The organism is Paenibacillus sp. FSL R7-0313 (assembly GCF_037969885.1).
Lineage (GTDB): Bacteria > Bacillota > Bacilli > Paenibacillales > Paenibacillaceae > Paenibacillus.
Genome location: NZ_CP150219.1, coordinates 5,790,731 through 5,814,813 on the forward strand (window position 1 = coordinate 5,790,731; position 24,083 = coordinate 5,814,813).

Sequence of the window (24,083 nt, forward strand, 5' to 3'; positions counted from 1 at the left end):
GTAGAGGTAAAAAAAGAAAAAAGCCCTGCCGCATAACGCGGCAGAGCCTGATTTATTGCAATGCATTACATGCCTATGGTCCGATCCGAATCAACGGAATCTGATTGTTCCTTGTTCGGGAATGGCCACCAGTTGGCCCGGCCAAACATCTTCACCATCACTGGAACGAAGAATGGCAGGAACAGCAGAGAGTACAAGATCAGTCCGCTAAGGACTACTGTGGCAATCTGCATCATCGAGAGAACACCGGATGGATACATGGCAGCAAATGTACCGCTCAGAATGACCGCGGCAGATAAAATAACAGTTCCCATGTTCTTCATCGCGTACAACATGGCATCCTGTACTTTCATGCCTTTGTTCTCATTGAAACGGTCCATCAGGAAGATGCTATAATCCACACCAAGTGCAATCAGCATGACAAATCCGAAGAATGGAGTAACCCAGCTGATGCCTGCGAACCCAAGGATATTAACAAAGACTACTTCAGTTACCGCCATCGATGTGAAATAAGCCAGTAATAAGGAAACGATCAGATACAGTGGCATAATGACCGAGCGAAGCAGCACAACCAGAATAATAAATGTACCCGCCAGCATCAGTATTACAGTACGTGTATAGTCGTTATTCGAGATTTCCTGCAAATCTGCAAACGTACTCGTAACGCCACCTACAGCTATGTCTGCTTTTTCAAGCGCACTGCCTTGTACCGCACGATGTACTGCCGCCTCAATGTCAGGAACACGATCAATGGCTTCTGTTCCGTATGGATTCTCGGCGAAAATAACGTCAATCGTCATCGTTTTACGATCTTTGGACAGATACGTATCAAATACCTGTTTGAAGTCTTTGTTGTTCAATGCTTCTTCAGGAACGTACCAGCCTGCCAGATCCGAATCAGGTGAATTCTGCAGCTCGGTCAGATAATCTTGTGCCGAATCCAATCCTCCCGAAACTTGCTTGATGCCATCGACACTCTGGTTCAGTCCATCTGTCAGTTGTGTCAGCTGACCACTCAGATCTGAGAAACCTTGCTGAATTTTCTCCTGTCCACCCTGAAGCTGACCAAGACCATCCTGGATGGAAGGGATTTCGCTGATCACTTTACCCTGACCATCAGCAGCCTGGTTGAGACCGGACTGCAACTGACCGATTCCCGTCACAATTTGGCTCAGACCATCGGCAAGAGCCTTCTGTCCGGCTGCTGCGGAGGCAAAACCTTCATTGGCCTGATTAATTCCAGCAGCGGCTTCTCCCAGCTTGGTCTGAATCTGCCCCAAACCTTGGGCGAGCTGCGCTGTACCAGAACCTGTTTCACCAATCGTACCTTTGATACGCTGGTAGTCAGCATCTTGCTGTAATTCAGGATAACGTTCTTCAAGTGCTGTGAAGGATTCCGTGAGACTGGTCAAAGCCGTTGAAACCCCGCTCAGCTGTTGCTCCAGTTCACGAGTTCCTTCCCCGAGTGCAGCGACACCAGCTCCCGCCTGACGATAGGCTTCAAGTAACTGATTGTTCGCTTGTGCAAGTTGATCTGCACTCGTTTTGGCTTGCTGAAGTCCGGCTTTCAGATCACCCGCACCTGCAGAACCATCTCGAATCCCTTTTTCAATCTGCCCAAGTCCCTCACTGAGTTGCGTGATACCTGATTGCAACTGGGAGGTCCCTTTGGTAAGTTCCCCTGCTCCAGCGGCAGCTTCTTTTAATTGTGGTTCATTTTTACTTAGCTGACTGCTGGCTTCACTCAGACCATCACGGATTTTGTCGAGACCCGTCTTGCCTTCACCCAGTCCATCCGATAATGTTCCCACTTGCTGTGTAACTTCAAAATCTTTGATCTCATCACCCGTAGGTCGTGTCATACTACGGACACCGGAGATCCCGGGTACTTTCTCAACTTCCCGGCTGATTTTCTCAGCTACGGCCATATACTTCGCATTATCCATCGCTTCATCGTTCTGAATGACGATCTGACTTGGAAGTGATTCGCCCGGACCGAAGCTGTCGGAGATAATGTTAAATGCTTTTACTGAATCATACTTCTCACCAATCTCATCTAGACTGTTGAATGACAGTTTGCCATCATAGGTTGCCAGAAGAGGAACACATACTGCTGCAATGATGAGCAACGCAGCCCATGGACGTTTCAGCGAGAAGCGACCAGCCGCACCATAGATCTTGCTCTCGGCATGTTCCAGTGAACCTTTGGATGGCCAGAACATCTTTTTGCCAAGCACGGCCATGAAGAACGGTACAATGGTTCCCAGTGCAAGCAGCATAACTGCAATGCCAACAGCTACAGCTACCGCAGAACGGTATAAGATAAACTGGGCAAAGCCGATCGCAATGAATCCAACCAGCACGGCAAGTGCTGAGAAGAGTACCGTTTTACCAGCAGTACGATAGGTAGCAATGATGGCATCCCACGTATTCTCATGATGAGCCAGTTCTTCCTTGAACCGACTGATCAGCAGGATGCAGTAATCCGTACCAATCCCGAACATGACGGCGACCATAAAGATCTGTGTAAACGTGGATATCGGGAAGTCCAACCCATCCACCAGGAATGCAACAATCTGTTGCGATACAATGTAACTGATGCCCACCGTCAGCAGCGGTACAAACGGAGCTACAAACGAACGGAACACCAGGAACAGAATGAGTAAAATAAAGACAACGGTAATATATTCCGATTTCTTAAGCCCCTCTTGGGAACTTTCAATGGTATCCTCGTCAATCAGACCTTTACCGGTTATGTAGTGCTCCACATTGACGGACTTCAATGCTTCATTCAGGTCTTCCCGCATTTCCTTGACCGTACGATCTCCCAGATCAATGGATAGCGACGTTAGAATCGTTTTGCCATCAGCCGAGATCATCTTCTCGGACAATTCAGGCTGAGAGAAAGGTTCCAGAATGGACAGAATGCCGAGCTTCTCTTTGTCGGCCTCCAATTGCTTAACAGCCTTCTCTGCCTCTTGTTTTCCCGTGGTACCCAGACCATCGGGATTATAGAATACAAGGGCAATCTGGCTGCCCTGCTGTTCTCCTTTTTGTGCTGCAACTTCATCCAAAATCGCCGATGCTTTGGTCGACGAGTATCCTTCAGGAACCGAAATCTGTCCTTTCTCCCGAATCAGTTCACTCATGTTAGGGGCAGTAAACATCAATACGGCAGCTACAACTACCCATAACCCCATCAACCACCATCGTGCTTTCAATATCGTTCTCATTCGTTCTCCCGTCCTCCTTCATGCGATAACAAAGCTGCAAGCTTCTCAAAAGATTCAATGAAATTACGAACCTCTTCCGGTGTAAAATGAACCAGATACGGCTCCAGAATCTGCTGTATTTCCTGCTCTGTCTCCCTGTACACCTGACTTCCGGTCTCTGTCAGCGTCAAATATACGACCCGGCGGTCACGTTCATCTCCGGCTCGATGGACCAGATCCCGATCCACCAGCTTGTTGACCAAAGCAGTAATACTGCTCTTGCCTATGCACAGAAGTTCTGCAAGATCAGAGGGTGTACAAGACTGCTTCTCATTAATGAGTCGAAGTGAACAGAACTGATCCATCGTCAAAATCTGCCCTACACGTTCACGTATTCTGGTATCAAATCGTTTAGTCATCAGGAAAGATGCATCCAAATAGCGATTAATAAGACTTTTAGCATCCGGTGTGCTCATTCATCATTCTCCTTTCGCAATATAGTTCACTTAACGAACTATTCTTCTGTGAAACTATTCTATAATGAAACAATCTCACAAAGCAATACTTTTTTCCTGTTTTTTTGATGAAAACGACAAAAAAAAGCAGGACGTCCGACTCAGCTCATTGCCAAATCCAACATCCTGTAATGATTATAATTCATATATTTCTTAAAGTAATAAAAAGCCTTTGTGCTACTCTTCGTCTGTATCTTCCTCTTTTTCAAGCACACAACGGAATCGCTCTACACCTGGATACAGTTCGCCCAGACTATATACCACAAACCCCGTATTCCGATAAAACTCGACGGCTTCCAGCTCGGCCTCAGCAATCAGTCTATCAGGATTGTATGTTGCCAACAGTTGTGAGATCATACCACGTCCATAATTTTTAAAGCGGTTTTCAGGCAAAACCGAGATATGATGAATGGTAACCTCACTTGTTCCTGTCTTCTCATATCCAATCAGACCGATCAATTGTCCCTCATCTTCGTAACCGCCCATTTGCAATTCGTCTTTCTCTACATATTGTTGCAACGCACGGTTCAAGTGATCCGGATCAGGAAAGACCGAGTAGGACAATAGTTCCTGTACTTCCGGCTCCTGTATGCGTGATTTCAGATTAATTAACACCTTGATTCCTCCTATACCTTGCTTGTTTCCGTTATCGTATTGTAGTCGTTAGCCTCTAAAAGTTCAAGTCGTGTGCCGATTCAGCTCCGATTGAAGCATAGTTGAGATGTTTTCCGATACGTTGATCTGCGCCAAATGATAGGCATCCAGCAGTGCGCCCCCAACTGCCGGCAAGTTACTGGATATGTATTGAATTTTTTTCCCTTCGCGCATATTGGCAGCATCCAGTCCTTTCTGAACAGCCTCCACCATATATGGTGAACTCAGACAACTTCCGGTAAGCGTCATTGACACTGTGGGCTGATCGAAACAGGATGCCAGCATCAGTATGCCCACAACAGCCGTATCGGCTGCCGAGCCGCACACCCTAACTGCGAGGGGAATATTCCGATCAGCAGCTTCAGTCACCATAGACGCCATCTGACCAAATTTCCGGTTGGTCGCCTGTTTATTTTCGGCAAAACCCGCTATTCCCAGCGCAGCGAGTTCTCGAATTGAGGCAACATTCCAATATCTCAACACCTGCTCAATCCAAGCTTGGTCATGCGGCCCATAACGTCCTGCGAGGATTGAATGCACGGTGTCGTAAGCCAGAAAACGTGCTGCTGTCGGCGCATAATGACCGAACTGATCGTTGCGGAGCCAAGCTCCCTGTTCGGTTCTGCCAAGGATCAGAGATCCTGTTCCTCCAATAGCGACAATACCTGGCTCACCATCGAAGGCCGCTGTATGTGCGATGTGCGTATCGTTTACCGCACTGATCCTGCCTGTAATCCCCGTACGAGCGAGTAATGCCTCCGCCCAAATCGTATCTTCAGGCTGATTCAGACCTGCCATTCCTGCCTGGATGGAGGCGATCTGATCTGATTGGAGTCCAGCCTGAGTTATCGCTTCGGCGATAGCTTCCAGCACATTTTGCTCGGCATTGGTATCGTGATAACGGTTGCAACCACTCTTTTGCACATAGGATAAAATCTTCCCGTTCTGATCTGCGACAGCCACACGCGTGTGGCTCCCTCCTCCATCCATCCCTATTACATATGTATTCATCCTTAACGATCTCCCTTCAGACCACACATTAAGAGTGCCGGGTCCATGTCAGGTCCCGGCAGAGAGTTTATTGCTTTTGTACAGCAAAACGAAGCAGTTCACAACGAAATTGTGTCGGTTCATCATACTTTTCCTCTTCAATCGTCTGTGTGACATGTTCCTGAAGCAGAATATTCCAGCCTTTGTAAGCATTCTCCAGTATAGCAATCGCCTCCGCTGTGGGCAGGTTCAGCTCAATTAACGGCTCAATCTCACGACCTGTGTTAATTTCCTTTTCCTCCACATTGGTACTCATCGTAATACAATGAATGCCGCCTGTTCGAGTTCCCGCTTGTAATCGTTCTATCGCTTCCATGAAGGCTTGCTTATTTGAGACATGTTCGAGACAAGAACAAGCAGCAATATAATCAAAATAATCCTTCTCAACAGCATAATGTTCAACATCTGCTTTCACTGCCTGCACGAGATGATCAACCTGATATTCTTTCGCATACTTGCGAAGTCCATCTATAGCCTCGTCAAGCAAATCCACGCCGATGACTTCACTGTTCGTTTTTGCAAGACGCTGTGCAATCGGTATCGTATGCCTTCCCACTCCACATCCCAGATCAAGAACACGCAAGTCCTTCTTATGAGCAAGTAAACGTTCCAGCATATCCATCACCATAGGCATGGGCCTCGACATCCAGGTACCAGAGGCGAATAATTCATTGTTCTGATAGAAGTTGGAGTGATAACCTGCCTCTGCTTTTCGTGCAGCCTCAAATTGTTCATTTCCCATCAAAGCACCCCCATCGTTTAGAAGTTAAACGTCAATGTCCCAGTACCGGCGAATAGAATGATTGAAAAAATGATCATGATGACGAATCCAGCCGTTACAAGCAATTTACCCGTATCCCTCTTGTATGAACTGTCGTTAAATAACATAACTCCACCAATGGAAATAGCCACCGGAGCGAGAAAAAGTGTAATCAGTACAAGCAAAATGATGGAATAACGATCCAATACCGATTCTTCATATTCGATCATATAAGGTTGTTCAGGCAATGCCGTTTTGGTGGCAACCAGATTACCGCAAGATTTGCACTTAAACTCATCTTCTGCCATTCCTTCATGGCAGTAAGAACATTTCCTTTGTGTGCGCGCCATCTTCCGCCTCCTTACACATCTGTCCTATCAATGAATACCCATAATACAATACGAGAATCAATTGATTACGGATTCTGGTTGCGACAGATTCTTTTTCATAAAGGATTCCAGTGCCGCCTCATATCCGGTGCGGTCAACTTGAAACGCTGTGCCATGACCCGCACGAGGGACGGTCAGCAATTCCTTTTTGGTTGGGCAAGCTTCATACAACCTGTACACCATTTCCGTTGGTACAAACGTATCAGCCTCACCGTGGATGAACAGCACAGGAACGTTGACTTTGGCAAGTTGCTTGAGAGCCGAAGCCTCTCTGAAGGAATACCCTGCTTTCCACCGGGAGATCAGACTTGTGACAGGTATAAACGGAAATGCAGGTAGCTTGTATAATTGCTTTAACTGGAACGTCAGTTCTTCTTCCACGGATGTATACGCACAATCAGACACAATCGCTTTAACCTGAGTCGGCAGAGCTTCACCACCTGTCATCAGTACGGTTGCTCCTCCCATGGATATGCCGTGCAATACGATTTCCCCTTGTGTACCCACTTTTTCAAGCACCCAGTTGGTCCACTGGACATAATCCTTCCGATCTAACCAGCCAAAACCGATGATATCACCTTCACTCTGTCCATGACCTCGATCATCTGGCATGAGTACGTTATAGCCGTGCTTTTCAGCATAGAATCGGGCAAAACCAGCCATTTCTCTGCCTCTCCCCGAATAACCATGTGCCAGAATAACCGTCTGATCCGACCCTTTATTGGAACTGAGCCATGTACCATGCAGTTTTAATCCATCATGTGATTGAAGAGATATCTCTTCTGTAGGCTGACCATCAAGCCACTTCAGATCGGAAGCACTGCTGATGATTTCATTGTCCGGTTCAGGCATCAGATTCGGGTTATCCACCAAAAACGTTTTTGGCGTACGGCGAATGGCCGTTTTGAAAAAATAAAGCCCACCTGCCCACAAAAGAGCAAGAACGATCAGTACCAGTACTGCAAGTACGTAAAATAACATGAACGAGTTCTACCCTCTTTCCTTATTAAGATATGTTCAATCTTTACTTACTCGTTGAAGTGACACACATGCTGCTTGATAGGCAGGTAACAAAGCATCCAGCAAAGGTTCTGCTTTCCGTGATTGACCTTCCTTCGCAAACTGCTCTATCTGGGCAAACAAAGTTGATAAATAACGAATCCCAAGACTCAGACTCCCTGATTTCAGATCATGGGCTACTTCGGTTGCAGCAACATGGTCGCCGGACACAATATGTCTGCGCAGCACCTCAATCTTGCCGGGTGTCTCGGTACGATACATGTCCAACAACATACCGAGGAGGGTACGATCGCCATCGGTGTTTAATTCCGCAATCTCATGTACGATGTTCATATTTAGTACCTCTGTCGGTTCGGAGGATTGCTGCCACTTCTCGATCATCTTACTCAGAATTTCCAGCGTGAAGGGTTTGCCAATAAAGTCATTCATCCCGGCTTCCATACACTTGTCTTTCTCTCCCTGCATGACATTACCTGTCATTGCAATAATGGGTGTGGTATGGCGCATTTCATCCATTTCTATCGAGCGGATTTTGCGTGTTGCCTCCAAACCGTCCATCAATGGCATCATATAGTCCATGAGAATCAAACTGTATTTTTTGCTGAGAAAAGCAGCTATCGCCTCTTCCCCATTCACTACAGCATCCACTTGGGTTATTCCCAGTTTTTTGAGCTGTAACATAACAAGCTGTCGGTTGATGACATTATCATCAGCCAGCAATACAGATACAGAAGAAGCTTTATCATCCATGTCCTGCCCCTGATGCTCTTGAGCGGAAGCAACAGACTGGTTAGCGGACTGGTTACCGTCTTTCTTACCAAGTGTAAGTTCGAACCAGAATGTTGATCCTTCACCCTCCTGACTGTCTACTCCAATCTGACCTTCCATCAGTGTAACGAGCGACCTGCAGATCGATAATCCAAGGCCCGTTCCTCCATACTCACTTGAGCGTCCTCGTTCAGTCTGCATGTAGGGTTGAAATAACTGGTTCTGATCTTCTTCCGAGATACCAATCCCCGTGTCTTCGACTTCAAAGCGGATCATTTGTTTGCTCTCATCATCTTCCATAAGGGTAACTCGTATCCGCACCGTACCTTCTGATGTGAATTTGTTCGCATTCTGAATTAGATTGATCAGTATCTGTGTAATCCTCGTTGGATCCCCTTCAAGAGGAGTAGAGATTCTGGGGTCACAGTCTATGGATAACTGATTTCCGTTCTTTCTGACTTGGGGTTCGAGCAAACGAACAATATAGTTTATCGTCTCTTGCAGATCCACTTCTCCCAGTTCAAGTCGCATCTGACCCGCCTCAAGTTTGGACAGATCCAGAAGATCCTGAATCAGCTTAAGCAGCAGTTTGGCAGCATCTTGTATAACGGAAACGGAATTCTCCTGTTCTTCAGACAAGGGAGACAACTTAAGCATCTCAGCCATCCCCAATATGCCATTTAATGGTGTACGAAAATCATGACTGATACCTGCAATAAATGCGATTTTTGAATCACCTGCATCTACTGCTTGCTGACGTGCAGCTTCAAGACTGTTATTGTTCTTTGCAAGCAGACGCTGGAGTGTCACCAGTTCATTATTCATATCCGAGAATTCTGCAAGTGTCCGTTCCTCTTGCTCTTTACTCCGAATCATCTGATCCGATAACTGCTCAATCGTTCTGCGTAGCCTCTGTATCTCTCCGCTCTCATTAGACATCACATCATCCCTCTCTTAATCCCTAACCATATCAAGCTGATTACATGTAGCTGGCTGAGCCAGTAATTGTTCTGCAACCGCTACCGCTTCATCGGCTCCTGGAGCATAACCGTCAGCTCCTATCGTTTTCCACAACTCCTGATCAATATTAAAGGGATATCCCCCAACCATAATCTTCACATGTGCCGTTGCCGGATGATGACGGATCAGATGAATCAACTCTTTGGCCAGATGAAGGTGATACGTCATCGTAACTGAAATCGCAACAACATCGCCCTGATGCCGCTCTATAGCCTCTATTACACTTCCATTGGGAACATTGGCTCCCAGATAGTGCGTATCCCAACCTTCCATCTCAAACACATCTGTGAGCATACGCAGTCCGATCTCATGTTGTTCACTGCCTACACAGGTAGCCACTAGTTTTTTATCCTGACCTGTATGAATCAACCAGCGAGAATAGAGACGTGATATGAATGACTGGGTCGCTGCCGTACAAAAGTGTTCTTGCCCCACACTGATACGATGGCATTGCCACAATCGTCCAATTTCATATTGGGTGGGCTGAAAGATATATCGATAAATATCACGAATCGTCACCCCAGCTTCTAACTGGGCTTCAATGATCTCGAAGGCTTCTTTCCGTTTATTCTCAAGCAAACACTGCAAGTACGATTGCGCGGCATCTCCATATGGCATGGATTCGTTGATGTAACCCGCCTGTGACTCCATGTGTGTTGTTCTATATATTCCCATCTCCAGATACTCGAGCAAAAGTGCCTTTGACGGATGGTCAAATTCTTCTTCCAATGTCTCTTTGATCAGATTGAGATTAATTTCCAGGTCTTCTGGTGATACCTTATAACCCTCAAGTAGAACTTTCAGCCAGGTAATATAATGAGTAAACAGGCCTGGACTCTGTACGAGTGCACTTTCTGCCAAATAGTTCAAGCTATACTCCGAATCCTGTTTGGTTCGCATTTTTCCATTCTCGCCAAATCGCTCAAGTAAATCGGGCTGTCTGAGATACTGTTTCTCCGTTATTTTATCAGCTAAGTTCGCAGATTCTTGGAGCAATCGTTCTCCTGCTTCTTGATGACTCATAGATGCACCTCTCCTCTACCCGCATCACATCTCCATCATCATTCGTGACTAATCCAGAATGAGATCGATGTTAGCTAACTTGCAATCGGGATAGGTTCTTCTACTTGATCCAATCCATCCATTCCGCTCTTAATCGTTCTGTTCTATTATACATGAACTTTCGATGATCATGTTTTACACACGATGAATGTATAGAACAATCTTCCTATATTATGGAGGGCCTTGCAAGCCAGTCAGCCAGTATACGCCTGTACTTTTCGAGATCCACAAAAAAAACTGACCTGCGTTATGAACGCAAGTCAGTTTTCCCTTCTGCCGCCAATCCCAGCTTCTTCAACATCTTAATCGCATCCACTTTCTCGGAAGGGTCAAGTCCTTCCAAAGCATCAATGATGACCTGATGGTGTTGAGGAAATATCTGTGTGAACAATTCTCTTCCTTCCTCGGTTAACTCAGCGTAAATGACACGCCGATCTTCTTTGGATGGTCGACGAAACAGCAGATTTTTATTTTGCAACTTATCTACAACGTACGTAATATTACCACTGGACATTAACACCTTTTCACCAATCTTTTGCAATGCCTGCGGCCCCTTATGATATAACAAATCAAGCACACCAAATTCTGTCGTATTCAGTCCGTGACTCTGGATGTCCCGATTGGAACGTGAGGTCACAGAATTGTAGGCCCGAACAAGAACTACGAATAATTGTAAAGACAGTTCCCGGTTGTCCTCCGTGTTCAGCATTTCAATAATCCTCCATCAGTTGTTTACATTTCGGCTCGTATGAGGGGCCAGCTTCTGCTCCCACTCCTCACGGAGCATCCCCATACGAATTGAATCATAGTACTGCCCGCGAACGATACGACACTTCCGCATTCGTCCCTCCACCTGTAATCCGGCTTTCACAGCCGCACGCATCATACGTTCATTACCAGACCAAGTAGTCAATCCAACCCGAACCAAAGGCATCTGTTCGAACAAATGACTTGACCACATGACAAGTGAGCGTGTGCCAACCCCGCGTCCCCACTGGACAGATCTGTATATTACAATCCCCATTTCCAGCCACATGGATAACTCATCTTCTATGTAATAGCTGATTGTACCCACAATTTGTCTGTCGGATTCAATAATACGGATTGATACGGGTTTGGTATCACCAGGATCAACGTTCATACGTTTGAGCATATCTTGTTCAAAACTTTCATAACTTTCGTGTTTAAGTGGGTAATAGGGTGCATCCCATTGCTTCCATTCAGGTACGTCATCACTGTAGATCAATTCATAGAGTTCTTTCAGATCCTGTTTCTCCACACACCTGAGTACAAGTTCACCATCAACGATTGGCAGTTCTTTCATACGATGAAAAGCACCCTCTTCCATATTAAGAACGATGAAGCTCTTCAATACTTCCGTCCGCATTGGCAAGAATGACTGTACTAGCCATATCCACAAATAGTCCGTTATCAACAACACCTGGTAACATGTTCAATTGAACATTAAGGTCCGCAGCGTGATCAATCGCCTCCAAGTGGCAATCTGCTATCAGGTTTCCGTTGTCTGTCAGATAACGTTGCTGTCCATCCATCCGCCATTGCGGTTGACACCCCAATTTTTCGAGCGCCTGGAAGGTCCACTCAGAAGCAAATGGAACAACCTCAACTGGAAGCGGGAATTTCCCCAACTTTTGCACGGCTTTGCTGCCATCCGCTACAATAATCAATTTGTCACTATTGGCTGCCACGATTTTCTCACGCAAAAGAGCCCCGCCGCCCCCTTTAATCAGGTTAAATTCGGGATCTACTTCATCAGCGCCATCAATGGTCAGATCCAGACGTCCAATCTGGTCAAATGGGACGATGGGAATCCCCCATTCACGGGCAAGCTTGTCCGAAGCCTCTGAAGTGGCAACTGCTTGAATGTTCAATCCATCACGTACCCGCTCACCGATCCGGCAGATGGCATAATAAGCTGTTGAACCTGTACCCAATCCAACCTTCATTCCATCTTCAACATATTCTGCCGCACGCTCTGCTGCTATCTGTTTAAGATTCATCTATAAACCCCCGCTGCTCATAATTTGAGAAATGCATATGTAGTTATTATAGATAAAACCGCTTCCGATGTATATCCGTGCCTTCTGTTGCATCTTTGCCATCATATTTTTGTTTAGTTGAAGGATGTATTTTTACCCACCATGTTATAGAATACAGAATGAAGCTAAAAAATGGGAAATTTTAAAATAAACAGTTCTAAATACCTATAATACATCTGATATGTCCATAAATACGTAAAATATTAAAAAAAATTTAACGATACTATTCAATTTAACGACATTTTATACGACATATTAATTATAGATGTGTTTTAATAATTAGACACCTATGGTTCATACGGTACATAAGTCTCTACGAAAGCGACTGATAAACCAAGACCATGGTCGCATAAATTTCCTTTGGAGGGGATCACGGAATGATCTAGTTCACTGTACCAAAGCAACCCTAAAGTTTCTTAATTTAAAGAAGATCAGGAGTGGAATTTAGTGAAATCATTAAGTTGGAAAAGCATGTCGTTTTTCTCCAAAAATTTGTTACTCTCATTTACTAATATCATTATCATCGGGGTAGCACTTATCGCAAGCAGTTACTATTTTCAAAAAACAGTTCTTGTTGATCAGCTGCATGGACAGGTGGAACAAATTACCAAAAAGTGGGCTGAAGATATCAATCCTACCGAGGTACAAGCTGCTATTGCGGAAGGTAGTTATGATGGAGCAACACAAACGAAATTACGAGCGTATTTCGATGAGATGCAAGAATATTATCCTAACATTGCACAAGCCTACATCTTCGGTGTTGAGCTCGGTGGCGATAACAAGAGATTAACTTCCCTTGTAGCGATGCCGACCAACCTAAGAGAGGCTTTTCAAAGTGAGAACGTAAATATTGGTGACATGTATGAGCAGCCGGTCGTTGTAGCCAATGCACTGAAAGAAATGCTTAATACGGATCGCCCAACATTCACAACATTTTATTCCGATGATTTCGGAACATGGACAACCATTGCATATCCAATCAAAGACAGCAACGGTAAGATTTTCTCATATTTTGCCATTGATGCAGATGCATCAGCCGTACCCGCAGGACTAAACTCCTTGCTCAAAAACGGAATTATCATCCTTGTGGCCTTCTTGCTGTTATTCCTGATTATCCAATACCTTGTAGTTAAAAACACACTTTCCCCTATCCGTCACTTGATCAAAGGAATTGATGACGTCAGTCGGGGTAATTTGAATGTCAACATTCCGACAGGCAAAGACGATCTGGGACTCGTTAACGAGAAGTTCAACACCATGGTTCGCAAAATCAACGATACTATCGTTAAAGTGCAAATCACATCACAAGAAGTAAATCAGTCTGCCAAAGAACTATATGAAGTTTCCGAGCGCAACAGTGAGAATGCAGATTCTATCAATAATAATGTGACTCAAATCACTTCCAACATTCGTTCACAGGAACAGGCAACCCGGGATAGTGCGCGTGCCATGTCCGAGATGGCTACCGTAATCCAGACGATTGCCAGCAGCTCGGCAAGTGTAGCGGATGAAGCCTATGAGATGGAACGTCGTTCGCAACAAGGTAACAGCGTTGTCCGTCAGGTATCTGAACAGATGAATCTGATTACGGAATCGGTTAAGAATACCGCTTCTGCCATTGAGGTTCTGGAGAGTCGTTCACAGGAAATCGGCGATATTCTCAATATCATCTCGGGAATCTCCAGCCAGACCAACTTGCTTGCTCTTAATGCATCCATTGAAGCAGCTCGTGTTGGTGAAGAAGGAAGAGGATTTGCAGTAGTTGCAGGTGAAGTACGCAAACTTGCCGAGCAGTCTGAACAAGCAACCAGCCAAGTTGGCGTATTGATCCAAGAGATTCAAGCTGGAATTAAACAAGCTGTACGTGCTATGGAACAAGGTACGTCAGAAGTAGATACAGGGCTCAGCGTAGCCGATCAAACAGGACAACTGTTCGAAGATATTCTAGAAGCAGCGAAAAAAGTATCTAATCAGATTCAGGAAGTATCAAGCGCGACGGAGGAAATCTCTGCGGGTACGGAGGAAATGACCGCTACAGCAGATGACTTGTCTTCAAGCGTAAGTAAGACAGCAAACAGCAGTGAACAAATTTCCTCATCTGTTGATGAGCAAAAAGCATCTTTGATAACACTGGTAGACTCCTCCACACGCCTTAACAGCATGTCTGAGGAACTCCAAGAACTGATCTCTCATTTCAATGTAAGCAAACAATAATTCAAATCCACAAACATTCGGTTTGAACCAAGGAGGAATAACTGAAGTGATTGAAAACCAACCATCTTCTTCCCATTCCATGGAATCTAGCTTGCCAGTTCTGCAGATTCCACTGGATTTTGGGCGACGTCAACAATCATTCTCTTATCAGTCTGCTCAAATCACATTACATGCTTCTCTGAGCCGTGAACTTAAACAGAAGTATGGAGAACAGATGGTGTACCCGGTACTCCTCTCAGCTTATGCAGCCTTGTTATTCCGATTGTCAGCTGAACAGGAACTTGCCATAGGTATACTTTCCCCCGATCAGGCAGCTTCCTATCTTTCATTACAGATTCAGGGAAAATTGACCTTCAGCCAACTATGTCATCAGGTGTCAGAGCAGCTCAAGATTGAATACACGTTGCAAAACGGTGGATACCCTGAATCGTTTTTTATGCTGAATAGTGTACAGTTGCCTCAAGCTCCTCAAATATTAAACTGGAACGTTCGAGATGATCAGAACATGCTCATCCTCGATCTGTTCTATGATAGTTCACTGTTGAAAGAGTCTACCGTGCTGAGATATGCAGAATATTATCAGACTCTTCTACTCGCCCTTGTGCGTGACGGTGAGAAAGCAATCGGTACGGTAGATATTCTTTCCGCCTCAGATCGATTGCTTTACCGTGAAATGAATGATACTTCTGTTCTCGAACCAGAGAATCAGACGGTTCATGGCTGGTTCGAAGCAACGGCAGCGGCATATCCCGATTCACCGGCGATAACATCGCCATCCAAAAGTTATACGTACAGGGAATTGAATGAACGAGCTAATCAGGTTGCACGTGTTCTGTTATCCAATGGATTACAGAAAGGTGAATTCGTCAGTATCTTTATGGATCGAAGTCTGGAGACCATCATCTCCCTGCTTGGTATTCTGAAGGCAGGTGGTGCATATGTTCCGATCGACCCTGAGCATCCACAAGAACGTAACAGTTATATCGTGGAAGATACGGCGTCCTCATTCGTGCTGACAACGGAGGCTTCTTATGCCCAAGCTTCCAGCTTGTTCTCCAGTATAGCTACGGTCCGTCAGATTCTCGCTGTGGATGGTCGTTTAGCCGGATTTGCAGCAAGTAACCCCAATATGGATATTCAGCCAGACGATCTTGCGTATATTATCTACACGTCAGGGTCGACCGGTAAGCCCAAAGGTGCACTGATTGCCCACCGAGGTGTAACCAATCTTGGCAGTGTGGTTCAGCGTGATTGTGACATTCAACCAGGTGATGTATTAACCCAGTTTGCTACATACAGCTTTGATGCATCCGTGTGGGATACGATTGGAGCCTTGTTCTATGGAGCAGAATTATATCTGTTGTCTGCGGAAGAACGTGTATCCGTTGAAGAATTCGCAAGTGCAATTGAACGAACAGGAACAAACATCATTACGATACTGCCTACGATTTTCTTCAATCAGCTTGCTTCCTACTTATCCGATGAAGGTTTCCACAAGCTGGCCAAAGTCCGAATCATTACTGTAGCCGGAGAAGCGTTATATGGAGAACAGGTTCGTGCCTTCCAGCGCAAATTTGGAAACCAGATTGATATTGTTAATGTGTACGGACCTACCGAATGTACAGTAGCCACAGCTACTCACCGCATCAGTGAGCAGGTTCCGGAACATGTGGTGAACATCCCTATCGGTAAACCGATTCATAACTACAAAGTATACATTGTGAATGAAGAACAACAACTCTGTCCGGCAGGTGTACCTGGTGAGGTATATATTGCTACCCCTGCACTGGCCAAAGGTTATCTGAATCAGCCAGAACGTACTGAGCAAGCATTCATTGAGAACCCGTTTGCGATGGGTGAGAAAATCTACAAGTCTGGCGATATTGCCAAATTGCTGGATACCGGGTTGCTGGAATATGTCGGTCGCAGTGACTCTCAGCTAAAAATTCGTGGTCACCGAATTGAGATCGGGGAGATTGAAGATCACTTTGCACGGCTTGATCAGATCCAGAACGTTGCTGTCATTCCGAAGAAAGAATCCGATGGACAAAATATGCTGGTTGGTTACTTTACATCGAAAGATGGCAGTACCCTCTCTGTTTCGGACATCAAGGCAGAACTGACGGAGAAACTTCCTTCTTATTTTGTACCAAAGTGGATCTGTCAGTTGGATGAAATGCCGATTGCACCGACTGGAAAAATCAATCGCAAAGCGATGGTATCCCTGCCTCATGTTGAACGACATGAAGATCGTCCTGATCGGGTCATGCCTGAGACGGAGACGGAATCCATTATCCTGGATGCATGGAAAGAAATCCTTCAGCACGATGACTTTGGTGTCGAAGACAGTTTCTTCAATATCGGTGGTGATTCACTCCGGGTCATTCATGTACTTGTTATTCTGAAGCCACATTATCCACAGCTGAAAATTGCCGATTTCTTTGCCGAGAAAACAGTCCGCGCTCTCGCTCGTCGTGTGGAAGTATTGTCTCTCAGTGCTGCAGAAGTTACGAATTCAGTGGTGACCGACGGTATGATTACACAATTATCCGAACATCCTGTGGAGCTAACATCCCAGTTGGGGTACCCGCTCATTCGTGAACCTGAGCATGTGTTACTGACCGGAGCAACAGGTTATCTGGGCTCTCATGTGCTGCAACAGTTAATTCTGAATTCCAGTACACGAATCTACACCCTTGTTCGTCGACCATCCAATGGAATAACTGCAATGGAACGTTTGACTAACGTGCTGGAAGGTTATTTCGGCAAACAACTGACTGACCAACTCTTCACTCGCGTGGAAATTATTGAAGGGGATCTCGAACAACCTAATCTCGGTCTGTCCTCTGAACAAACGGCTTATGTTCAGGAACGAATTGACCGTGTCATCCACTGCGCTGCAGACGTACGTCATTTCGGCGATGCCGATCAGTTCGCCAAAACAAACGTGGAAGGAACGGTCGCATTGTTAGACTTGATTCGCAGCAAACCGGGTGCTTCCTTCCACCATGTATCCACGATGGGTATTCCGGAAGATCTGGCACTCAGCGGACAATGGGAATCCTCCCTGCAATATGATCGGTTCCCGGCTGACTTGCATGTGGACAACCTGTATTCGGACAGCAAGCTTGAAGCCGAGAAAGTGCTCATGATTGCGGCAGAGGAAGGTGTACCTGTCAGCATCTATCGTGCAGGTAATCTCACTTGCCACTCCGAAACTGGACGTTTTCAGTCCAATATTGATAGCAACGCCTTCTATCGTATGATCAAAGCGATGTTATTGCTCGGCAAGGCTCCTGCGGCTGACTGGATGGTTGATTTTACACCGATTAACTATGCAAGTGAAGCTATCGTTCATCTGGCCTTACGTCAGGATACAGCCGGCCGTGTATTCCACATCTGTAATCCGGAGCCCATCCGTTATGATGAGCTGATCCGTTCTGTGAATCGGGCTGGTTATGAAGTCGAAACGCTACCTTTTGCGGATTACACACGTTGGTTGTTCGATGCGAGCATTAGCAAGGAGCCTGAGGCTCTTCAGTTGGCTATTGCACAGCTTGAAGGCGACGGTGCGAAGGATTCAGCTTATGTCTATGCCTGCCCTGTCACAACGGCTTATGTGGAACCAGCCGGTATCTCATGTGCGAGAACAGATGATCGCTTCATCTCCGCCATGTTGGACTACGCTGTTCAGATTGGGTACTTCCCCGCCGCAATTCGGGACCATAAGGGCACTTCTACAGCAATGGAGTAAGTTCACTCTATCATCAGCATTTATTAATAAATAAGGTCACACGAAAAGAAGCCATCTATCGTCATTCACTGACGATAAGATGGCTTCTTTTCTTTGCATTTTTGGATCATTCTTTTAGACCCATCGGATAATTGCAATGATGGCAAGATGCGCTGGATAGAAATAACGCCAGACCCAACGTGGCCCCTTCATACGGAATCCCGCTTGGTAATACTGAGCAATAGCAATGCCGGCGGTTGCGAGCACACTATACATTTGCACAGAGCTGTTATGCAGCAGAAGATATAGTGCATTTAACAATACATGTGCCACGACAAGTACAGGACCCTGGAAATAACGGAATAACAGAACCAATAACAATCCGTACATCCCATAATCCATATGGCTAATTTCCATGAACCAACCTGCTCCAATTACAATCGGAATCCCCAGTAGTTTGGATGGCAATTTATCAATAACGAATAATACCAACAGGGCTGACCACAATGTCCATACCACGTTCAGAGAATAATGATTAAACGCAGCCATGAACGGCACCTGTGATATGATCGCGATCCAGAACAGCCGCCATATGTATTTTTGTACGTCTCGTGTATGTTTATAACCGATATACACTGCAAAAGCATAGATTGGAAAAGCGATACGACCTATGATCCTCAGTTCTATAATATGTGGAAAAAAGACAGCCCCTATATGATCAATTAACATCGTGATCATGGCAATCCACTGCATCATGTTGCGACTCCCCTCCCTTGTTGCCGACGACACGAGTGTGCCATTCATTCATATAGTGCGTCTTTTTGAGCAACCTCTTATACATTAAGTTCATAATACATGAATTTGGTATCCTGTGCATATCCTTCGGATTCATATAAAGCTTGCGCTTGTTTGTTACTTAACTCAGTTGAGAGTGATATATGAAGAACCCCTCGCTCAGATGCCAATTGCTTGGCTGCTTGCAAGAGCTTCCTGGCAATGCCTTGCTGACGATAATCCGGATGCACATATAGATCATTTAGCACCCAGACAGGCCCCATCGATACTGAACTGAAACTGGGATACAGCTGAACGAATCCGGTGCAAATTAAGTCATTCGAGATTGGCTTTTCTGCTACCAAAATCACCGATTCATGGCGTTCCATTCGTTCTCTAATATACTGACGTGCTGCCTCAATGTCAGCATTTTGGTTGTAGAACATCCTGTACTCATTAAACAAACGTCCCACTTCGTTACAATCAGGAAGATCCGCTTGTCTGATTGGGTGCTGCATTTCACTCAACTCCTCTGGAATGGAGACCATCGTCTCTTCGTTTGTATTTCTTTCAATTGTATAACAGTCCTTTCCATTTCCCCATTCATCATCTGCATCAAAATTTGTAGTATCTTGAGCAGTGAGCTGACATTCGTTCATGAGCGCTTCCAGTATGCTTCTTGCTATTAAGTCCATACCAATTCTGTACGTTTTGTTATATTGACTTCGTATTGGTAAAAATAAAAAGGCGACCAAAGCATCCACTGCTCCGTCGCCGTAATTATTCAGTTTGATTCAGCATTCTGCTGTTCCTGACCAGGATCAGCATCGGGGAAAATGACGCCTTTCTTCAAAATCAGATTGGCATATTGCGCGCGCTCACCAGTTGCAACAATCACATAGGCATTCGAAGCACGTTTATAAAAATCAAATCGCTCTTCATGATCAAAAGCATCCGTGATGCCTTCATATTCTTCAATCAACCGGCGGTAGTCTTCCCATATGATCGGGATCACCTGATCCCCTTTCACAACCTGCATGACAGCAGCGGGACGCTCAGCATAGGTATCCAGTGGATATAATTGCAGGATGGCATCCAGCAGTTCAACGACTCCCAGTGCATCACAGCGTACCAGTCGCTTGGCATGACTGGCTGCGGGGAAATTGCCATCCGCCAGAACCAACTCGTCTCCATGACCCATTTCGGACATGATTTTGAGTAACTCTGGAGGTATTATTGCGGGTATATTCTTTAGCATACACAGCTCTCCTTGTTCATCTCCAACATCAGTTAGAGCAAATTGGTTTGGTTTTCTCCATTCTTCAAGCACGCTAGACATTGATTCTATAAAAGCGATTTCATTACCATTCTAACAGTATTTTTAGATCATTGCACAGCGCACACGTACGTTCGATATGAGAATATTTCATTTTGACAAAAATACTTGTTTGACATATAGTTGTTATAACAACTAATTAATTGGGACATTTTATTATGGAAGCGAGGTCTAGCAATCACATGGACTATACACTGGAACAATCTGTTGGATTCATGCTGGGTTTCACACATCGTAAAGCTGTAGCTTTACTTGCGACGCGATTCAAACCTTATGATATTACGACAGAGCAATTTTCTGTTCTCTTTAATGTTGACCGCGGTGAAGGTGTGAATCAGAAGGAGCTCGCTGCACGTGTCTTCAAAGACCAACCCACCACTGCGCGGATTATTGATCTGCTTGAGAAAAAAGGTTGGGTAGAACGCCGGACCAGCGAACAGGATCGCAGAGCCTACCTGTTATATCTCACCATGGAAGGCAAAGCGTTAATTGATATCCTCGTTCCGATTGAAAGAGAAATGAATAAAGAACTTGCTGAAGGTATATCTGAAGACCAGATGGAAGCATTTAAACATACTCTTTCCCTCATTAACCGCAACTTGTAATGAATCACAACTCAGGGGGAATACATCATCATGAAAGAACAATCTACACGACAAGTTAGACTATGGACCACCGATTTTATACTGCTGATGCTGTGCAACTTCTTGTTGTTCTTGCAACTGCACATGATCGTCTCTCCGCTTCCGTCCTACGTTCAGGAGCGATTTCACGCCAATGCATTTGAAGTAAGTTTATTCACCTGTCTGTTTGCACTAAGTGCCATTGCAGCCCGTCTCTATTCCGCGAAAGCACTGGAGAAGGGCCTTCGTAACGCCATGATCTATATCGGCCTGTCCGTAGCCCTGCTGGCAACGCTCGGCTATTATTTTGCTGCGGGCATAGCCGTGCTTTTATTGCTGAGAATGTTGTTTGGTATCGGGTTTGGTATGAGCAGCACTGCTTTTCCAACGATGGCCTCGGACATTGTGCCCGTCAAACGAATGGGTGAAGGTATGGGTTACTTTGGTCTATCGACTAGCCTGGCTATGTCTATGGGTCCAATCATTGGGGTCACTCTGCTACAAGGTGCTGGATTTGTAACCTTGATGTTATGTACTGCGGGTGTACTCGCTGTGATCTATCCACTGAGTTATTCGCTGACACGCAAAAAAGCAGTCAGAACCGATAACAGTGAAAATATCATGCCACAAGCTACAACAAGTGCTTCAGAGTCCAATCCAAAACAGAAGACACCTTTCAATCGTAAGCTGATTCTGCCAAGTGTACTGAACTGCCTGTTATCCATCACCTATGGTGGGCTTGTCGGATTCATCGTTTTGTATGGTAAGGAAGCCAATCTGGCCAATCCTGCGCTGTTCTTTTTGTTCAATGCACTCGCCGTGTTATTGGTTAGACCATTTGCAGGACGGATCTATGACAATAAAGGTCCAAAAGCACTGCTCATTCCAGGGGCAATATTCGTTGCTGTAGGCCTCATTCTGCTCTCGTATGCAACCTCCATGTCCGTCTTGTTCATTGCTGCCTTTGTCTACGGGATCGGTTATGGTTCCATGCAGTCGTCTCTGCAGACCTGGATGATTCAAGTTGTATCTCCTACTCAGCGGGGTATGGCTAACGGTATGTTTTTGAACTCGCTGGATCTGGGTATTGCAACCGGCGCCCTTCTTCTTGGCGCCATTGCGGCCATAACCAGTTACACCGATATGTATCGATATTCCGTAATGTTTATGATTCTGTTCTTGCTTATATATCTGATTCAGGGAAAACGAAGCGGCAGCTTCTCCATTGAACCTCATGCTCTGCTCGCTCATACTCATATCACTGCAACGGAACCACCTCAAGATCAATTCAAGAATTCAGAATCTGGAGCCGACAACACCGAAACTAGCCAGTCGAATATAAGCAAACACGAATGATTGGTTAACGTCATTCTGAACATAAAAACGCGTTTACACCGAGAAAGCAAATTCATCCGCTTTCTTAGGCGTAAACGCGTTTTTTTATTGGAACAGATCTGAATGTTAAAGTGAAGACACCATGGAAATGAATGTAGCATACAGCACCATCTATCTAAAATGGACTTCTCTTGCGACCTATGGAAGCATACCCTCTACTCGTCTCGATCACATCCATAGATGTTTCATCCTGTTTCTGCTTGCTTCCTGAAGTAGGTTGGTCTCCCTTATCCGGCTTAACTGCGAATAATGTGAGCAATCCGCCCACTGCGCCAGACGCAGCGAGCACACCAAAAAGCAAAAAATGATGAGAACCGATCAGCAAAGAAACGACAGGTGGACCGAGAGATACCCCAATGAATCGCATGCTGCTGAACAGAGCCGTGATTGTGCCCCGCTGTTTTTTGTCCACGCCTTCTGTAATCAATGCATCCAGACATGGTAACGTGGCACCTATTCCGGCACTTCCCAATGTGAAAAGACCTACTACAACATAGATATTATCGAATAAACCTATAACGCCAAGGGATACCGTCAGAAGCGCAAGTCCTGTGAAGCCAAGCCATTTCATCCGCGTTTTGTTCTTGCCAATCCACTTCCCTGCCAGGAAAGAAGACAGACATAACGCTGCCAGCGGAATCGCAAGGACAAGTCCTTTAAGAACACCTTTCAGGGCGAATTCGCTCTCCAGTGTCTCGGATAGATAATATAACACACCAAAGATGACAAACATGCAAATACCGCCGATTGCAAACAACGCATACAACCAGCGTCCCTTTTCTTTCAATACGTCACGAATCGATGCCACAAATTCAGGAAAGGTGGGAGGCTTTTCTTTTTTCCGGGGAGTCTTCACCAGAAAAATAACAAGAACCAGCGAAAGCACACAAAGTATAGGAATAGCCATGAATGGCGCATACCACAACCAGACCGCCAGCGCTGCACCCAGAATCGGACTTATGACTTTACCGAACGTATTTGAGGTCTCAATGATACCCAGGCTTTTGCTAACTTCGTTTTCATCATTGAACATGTCCCCAACCAACGGGATAACGATAGGAAATGCGCCGGCAGCACCTATTCCCTGCAATAACCTGCCACCCAGAATGGTCCAGTAGGCTATGTTTCCGTTCAGCATCCATGCTGCCACACCAGCGACAGCACCTCCGACGGCTGCAATAACGAGGCTGGGAATGATAACTGCTTTTCTGCCAAAACGATCCGACAAGTACCCTGCAAGAGGAATAAGCAGGATGGCAACTACAGCGTAGACTGTAATGAGCATACTGACCTTAAATGCAGATACCTTCAACTCACGTTCAATCTGTGGCAGGATCGGTATAAGCATGGAATTACCCAAGGTCATAATTAAAGGGATGGAAGCAAGTGCGACGAGGTCCCACTTTTTATCGTTCATACCACAACCACCTTTACAGATTCTACACACAACAGCATTATTGTGCTTGTTTCGGAGGTTGATTATGCAGGACATGCTACA

Annotated in this window: 20 protein-coding genes; 4 read left to right on the top strand and 16 right to left on the bottom strand. The window is 45.5% G+C overall.

Features of this window, described 5'->3' with window-relative positions; all coding sequences use genetic code 11:
- Nucleotides 1–65: 65 nt before the first annotated feature.
- The 12 genes from NSQ38_RS25155 to rpiA all read right to left on the bottom strand — a co-directional run bounded on the left by NSQ38_RS25155 (nt 66) and on the right by rpiA (nt 12,471).
- A complete protein-coding gene (locus NSQ38_RS25155) occupies nt 66–3,233 on the bottom strand; it encodes an MMPL family transporter (protein WP_339784637.1) in 3,168 nt (1,055 codons plus the stop codon).
- Complete coding sequence (locus NSQ38_RS25160; RefSeq protein WP_338593757.1) at nt 3,230–3,688, bottom strand: MarR family transcriptional regulator; 459 nt, start codon at nt 3,686–3,688, stop codon at nt 3,230–3,232. Before NSQ38_RS25160 ends, NSQ38_RS25155 begins: the two co-directional genes overlap by 4 nt.
- A gap of 216 nt (nt 3,689–3,904) precedes the next feature.
- Nucleotides 3,905–4,342, bottom strand: coding sequence for a GNAT family N-acetyltransferase (locus NSQ38_RS25165; protein WP_036670273.1), 438 nt, complete (start codon nt 4,340–4,342; stop codon nt 3,905–3,907).
- A gap of 63 nt (nt 4,343–4,405) precedes the next feature.
- A complete protein-coding gene (locus tag NSQ38_RS25170) occupies nt 4,406–5,392 on the bottom strand; it encodes a BadF/BadG/BcrA/BcrD ATPase family protein (RefSeq protein WP_339784640.1) in 987 nt (328 codons plus the stop codon).
- 67 nt (nt 5,393–5,459) lie between these two features.
- Nucleotides 5,460–6,173: a class I SAM-dependent methyltransferase gene (locus NSQ38_RS25175; protein WP_339784643.1), complete on the bottom strand. Its 714-nt coding sequence runs from the start codon at nt 6,171–6,173 to the stop codon at nt 5,460–5,462.
- A gap of 17 nt (nt 6,174–6,190) precedes the next feature.
- Complete coding sequence (locus tag NSQ38_RS25180; RefSeq protein ID WP_339784646.1) at nt 6,191–6,541, bottom strand: hypothetical protein; 351 nt, start codon at nt 6,539–6,541, stop codon at nt 6,191–6,193.
- 57 nt (nt 6,542–6,598) lie between these two features.
- Nucleotides 6,599–7,561, bottom strand: a complete 963-nt coding sequence (locus tag NSQ38_RS25185; RefSeq protein WP_339784649.1) for an alpha/beta hydrolase — start codon at nt 7,559–7,561, stop codon at nt 6,599–6,601.
- 36 nt (nt 7,562–7,597) lie between these two features.
- Nucleotides 7,598–9,307, bottom strand: coding sequence for an ATP-binding protein (locus NSQ38_RS25190; RefSeq protein WP_339784652.1), 1,710 nt, complete (start codon nt 9,305–9,307; stop codon nt 7,598–7,600).
- Between the two features lie 15 nt (nt 9,308–9,322).
- Nucleotides 9,323–10,411, bottom strand: coding sequence for a cobalamin-dependent protein (locus NSQ38_RS25195; protein WP_339784655.1), 1,089 nt, complete (start codon nt 10,409–10,411; stop codon nt 9,323–9,325).
- Between the two features lie 286 nt (nt 10,412–10,697).
- Nucleotides 10,698–11,159 carry a MarR family transcriptional regulator gene (locus NSQ38_RS25200; protein ID WP_017689273.1) on the bottom strand — a complete coding sequence of 154 codons (462 nt, stop codon included), beginning with the start codon at nt 11,157–11,159 and terminating at the stop codon, nt 10,698–10,700.
- Nucleotides 11,160–11,174: 15 nt separating this feature from the next.
- Complete coding sequence (locus NSQ38_RS25205; protein ID WP_339790698.1) at nt 11,175–11,798, bottom strand: GNAT family protein; 624 nt, start codon at nt 11,796–11,798, stop codon at nt 11,175–11,177.
- Nucleotide 11,799: 1 nt separating this feature from the next.
- Nucleotides 11,800–12,471 carry a ribose-5-phosphate isomerase RpiA gene (gene rpiA, locus NSQ38_RS25210; protein ID WP_047842431.1) on the bottom strand — a complete coding sequence of 224 codons (672 nt, stop codon included), beginning with the start codon at nt 12,469–12,471 and terminating at the stop codon, nt 11,800–11,802.
- 510 nt (nt 12,472–12,981) lie between these two features.
- Here rpiA and NSQ38_RS25215 point away from each other — a divergent pair.
- Nucleotides 12,982–14,724, top strand: coding sequence for a methyl-accepting chemotaxis protein (locus tag NSQ38_RS25215; RefSeq protein ID WP_264930698.1), 1,743 nt, complete (start codon nt 12,982–12,984; stop codon nt 14,722–14,724).
- 46 nt (nt 14,725–14,770) lie between these two features.
- Complete coding sequence (locus NSQ38_RS25220; protein WP_339784658.1) at nt 14,771–18,478, top strand: amino acid adenylation domain-containing protein; 3,708 nt, start codon at nt 14,771–14,773, stop codon at nt 18,476–18,478.
- Between the two features lie 114 nt (nt 18,479–18,592).
- Here the strand turns inward: NSQ38_RS25220 and NSQ38_RS25225 are convergent, their stop codons facing one another.
- The 3 genes from NSQ38_RS25225 to NSQ38_RS25235 form a co-directional block, all read right to left on the bottom strand.
- A complete protein-coding gene (locus NSQ38_RS25225; RefSeq protein ID WP_339784660.1) occupies nt 18,593–19,213 on the bottom strand; it encodes a TraX family protein in 621 nt (206 codons plus the stop codon).
- 77 nt (nt 19,214–19,290) lie between these two features.
- Nucleotides 19,291–19,995, bottom strand: a complete 705-nt coding sequence (locus NSQ38_RS25230) for a GNAT family N-acetyltransferase (protein WP_339784662.1) — start codon at nt 19,993–19,995, stop codon at nt 19,291–19,293.
- A 20-nt stretch (nt 19,996–20,015) separates the two neighbouring features.
- On the bottom strand, nt 20,016–20,489 hold the full coding sequence (locus NSQ38_RS25235; protein ID WP_036609525.1) for an RbsD/FucU domain-containing protein: 474 nt from the start codon (nt 20,487–20,489) through the stop codon (nt 20,016–20,018).
- A gap of 236 nt (nt 20,490–20,725) precedes the next feature.
- On the opposite strand from NSQ38_RS25235, the gene NSQ38_RS25240 reads away from it, so the two are divergent.
- Together NSQ38_RS25240 and NSQ38_RS25245 are read left to right on the top strand one after the other, a co-directional pair.
- A complete protein-coding gene (locus NSQ38_RS25240) occupies nt 20,726–21,172 on the top strand; it encodes a MarR family transcriptional regulator (RefSeq protein WP_338593743.1) in 447 nt (148 codons plus the stop codon).
- A gap of 30 nt (nt 21,173–21,202) precedes the next feature.
- The gene (locus NSQ38_RS25245; protein ID WP_339784664.1) at nt 21,203–22,546 is read left to right on the top strand and encodes an MFS transporter; all 1,344 of its coding nucleotides are present in this window, start codon (nt 21,203–21,205) and stop codon (nt 22,544–22,546) included.
- A 154-nt stretch (nt 22,547–22,700) separates the two neighbouring features.
- Here the strand turns inward: NSQ38_RS25245 and NSQ38_RS25250 are convergent, their stop codons facing one another.
- Nucleotides 22,701–24,002 (bottom strand): MFS transporter, encoded by a 1,302-nt coding sequence (locus NSQ38_RS25250; RefSeq protein WP_338593740.1) that lies wholly within the window; start codon nt 24,000–24,002, stop codon nt 22,701–22,703.
- Between the last annotated feature and the right edge of the window lie 81 nt (nt 24,003–24,083).

Excerpts from the sequence above, each read along its gene's own strand:
- NSQ38_RS25245 (WP_339784664.1), top strand. The coding sequence starts at position 21,203 with ATGAAAGAACAATCTACACGACAAGTTAGACTATGGACCACCGATTTT.
- NSQ38_RS25185 (WP_339784649.1), bottom strand. The coding sequence starts at position 7,561 with ATGTTATTTTACGTACTTGCAGTACTGGTACTGATCGTTCTTGCTCTT.
- NSQ38_RS25225 (WP_339784660.1), bottom strand. The coding sequence starts at position 19,213 with ATGATGCAGTGGATTGCCATGATCACGATGTTAATTGATCATATAGGG.
- NSQ38_RS25190 (WP_339784652.1), bottom strand. The coding sequence starts at position 9,307 with ATGTCTAATGAGAGCGGAGAGATACAGAGGCTACGCAGAACGATTGAG.
- NSQ38_RS25180 (WP_339784646.1), bottom strand. The coding sequence starts at position 6,541 with ATGGCGCGCACACAAAGGAAATGTTCTTACTGCCATGAAGGAATGGCA.
- NSQ38_RS25195 (WP_339784655.1), bottom strand. The coding sequence starts at position 10,411 with ATGAGTCATCAAGAAGCAGGAGAACGATTGCTCCAAGAATCTGCGAAC.
- NSQ38_RS25250 (WP_338593740.1), bottom strand. The coding sequence starts at position 24,002 with ATGAACGATAAAAAGTGGGACCTCGTCGCACTTGCTTCCATCCCTTTA.
- NSQ38_RS25205 (WP_339790698.1), bottom strand. The coding sequence starts at position 11,798 with ATGGAAGAGGGTGCTTTTCATCGTATGAAAGAACTGCCAATCGTTGAT.
- NSQ38_RS25215 (WP_264930698.1), top strand. The coding sequence starts at position 12,982 with ATGTCGTTTTTCTCCAAAAATTTGTTACTCTCATTTACTAATATCATT.
- NSQ38_RS25155 (WP_339784637.1), bottom strand. The coding sequence starts at position 3,233 with ATGAGAACGATATTGAAAGCACGATGGTGGTTGATGGGGTTATGGGTA.
- NSQ38_RS25240 (WP_338593743.1), top strand. The coding sequence starts at position 20,726 with ATGGAAGCGAGGTCTAGCAATCACATGGACTATACACTGGAACAATCT.
- NSQ38_RS25170 (WP_339784640.1), bottom strand. The coding sequence starts at position 5,392 with ATGAATACATATGTAATAGGGATGGATGGAGGAGGGAGCCACACGCGT.
- NSQ38_RS25160 (WP_338593757.1), bottom strand. The coding sequence starts at position 3,688 with ATGAGCACACCGGATGCTAAAAGTCTTATTAATCGCTATTTGGATGCA.
- NSQ38_RS25200 (WP_017689273.1), bottom strand. The coding sequence starts at position 11,159 with ATGCTGAACACGGAGGACAACCGGGAACTGTCTTTACAATTATTCGTA.
- NSQ38_RS25235 (WP_036609525.1), bottom strand. The coding sequence starts at position 20,489 with ATGCTAAAGAATATACCCGCAATAATACCTCCAGAGTTACTCAAAATC.
- NSQ38_RS25175 (WP_339784643.1), bottom strand. The coding sequence starts at position 6,173 with ATGGGAAATGAACAATTTGAGGCTGCACGAAAAGCAGAGGCAGGTTAT.
- rpiA (WP_047842431.1), bottom strand. The coding sequence starts at position 12,471 with ATGAATCTTAAACAGATAGCAGCAGAGCGTGCGGCAGAATATGTTGAA.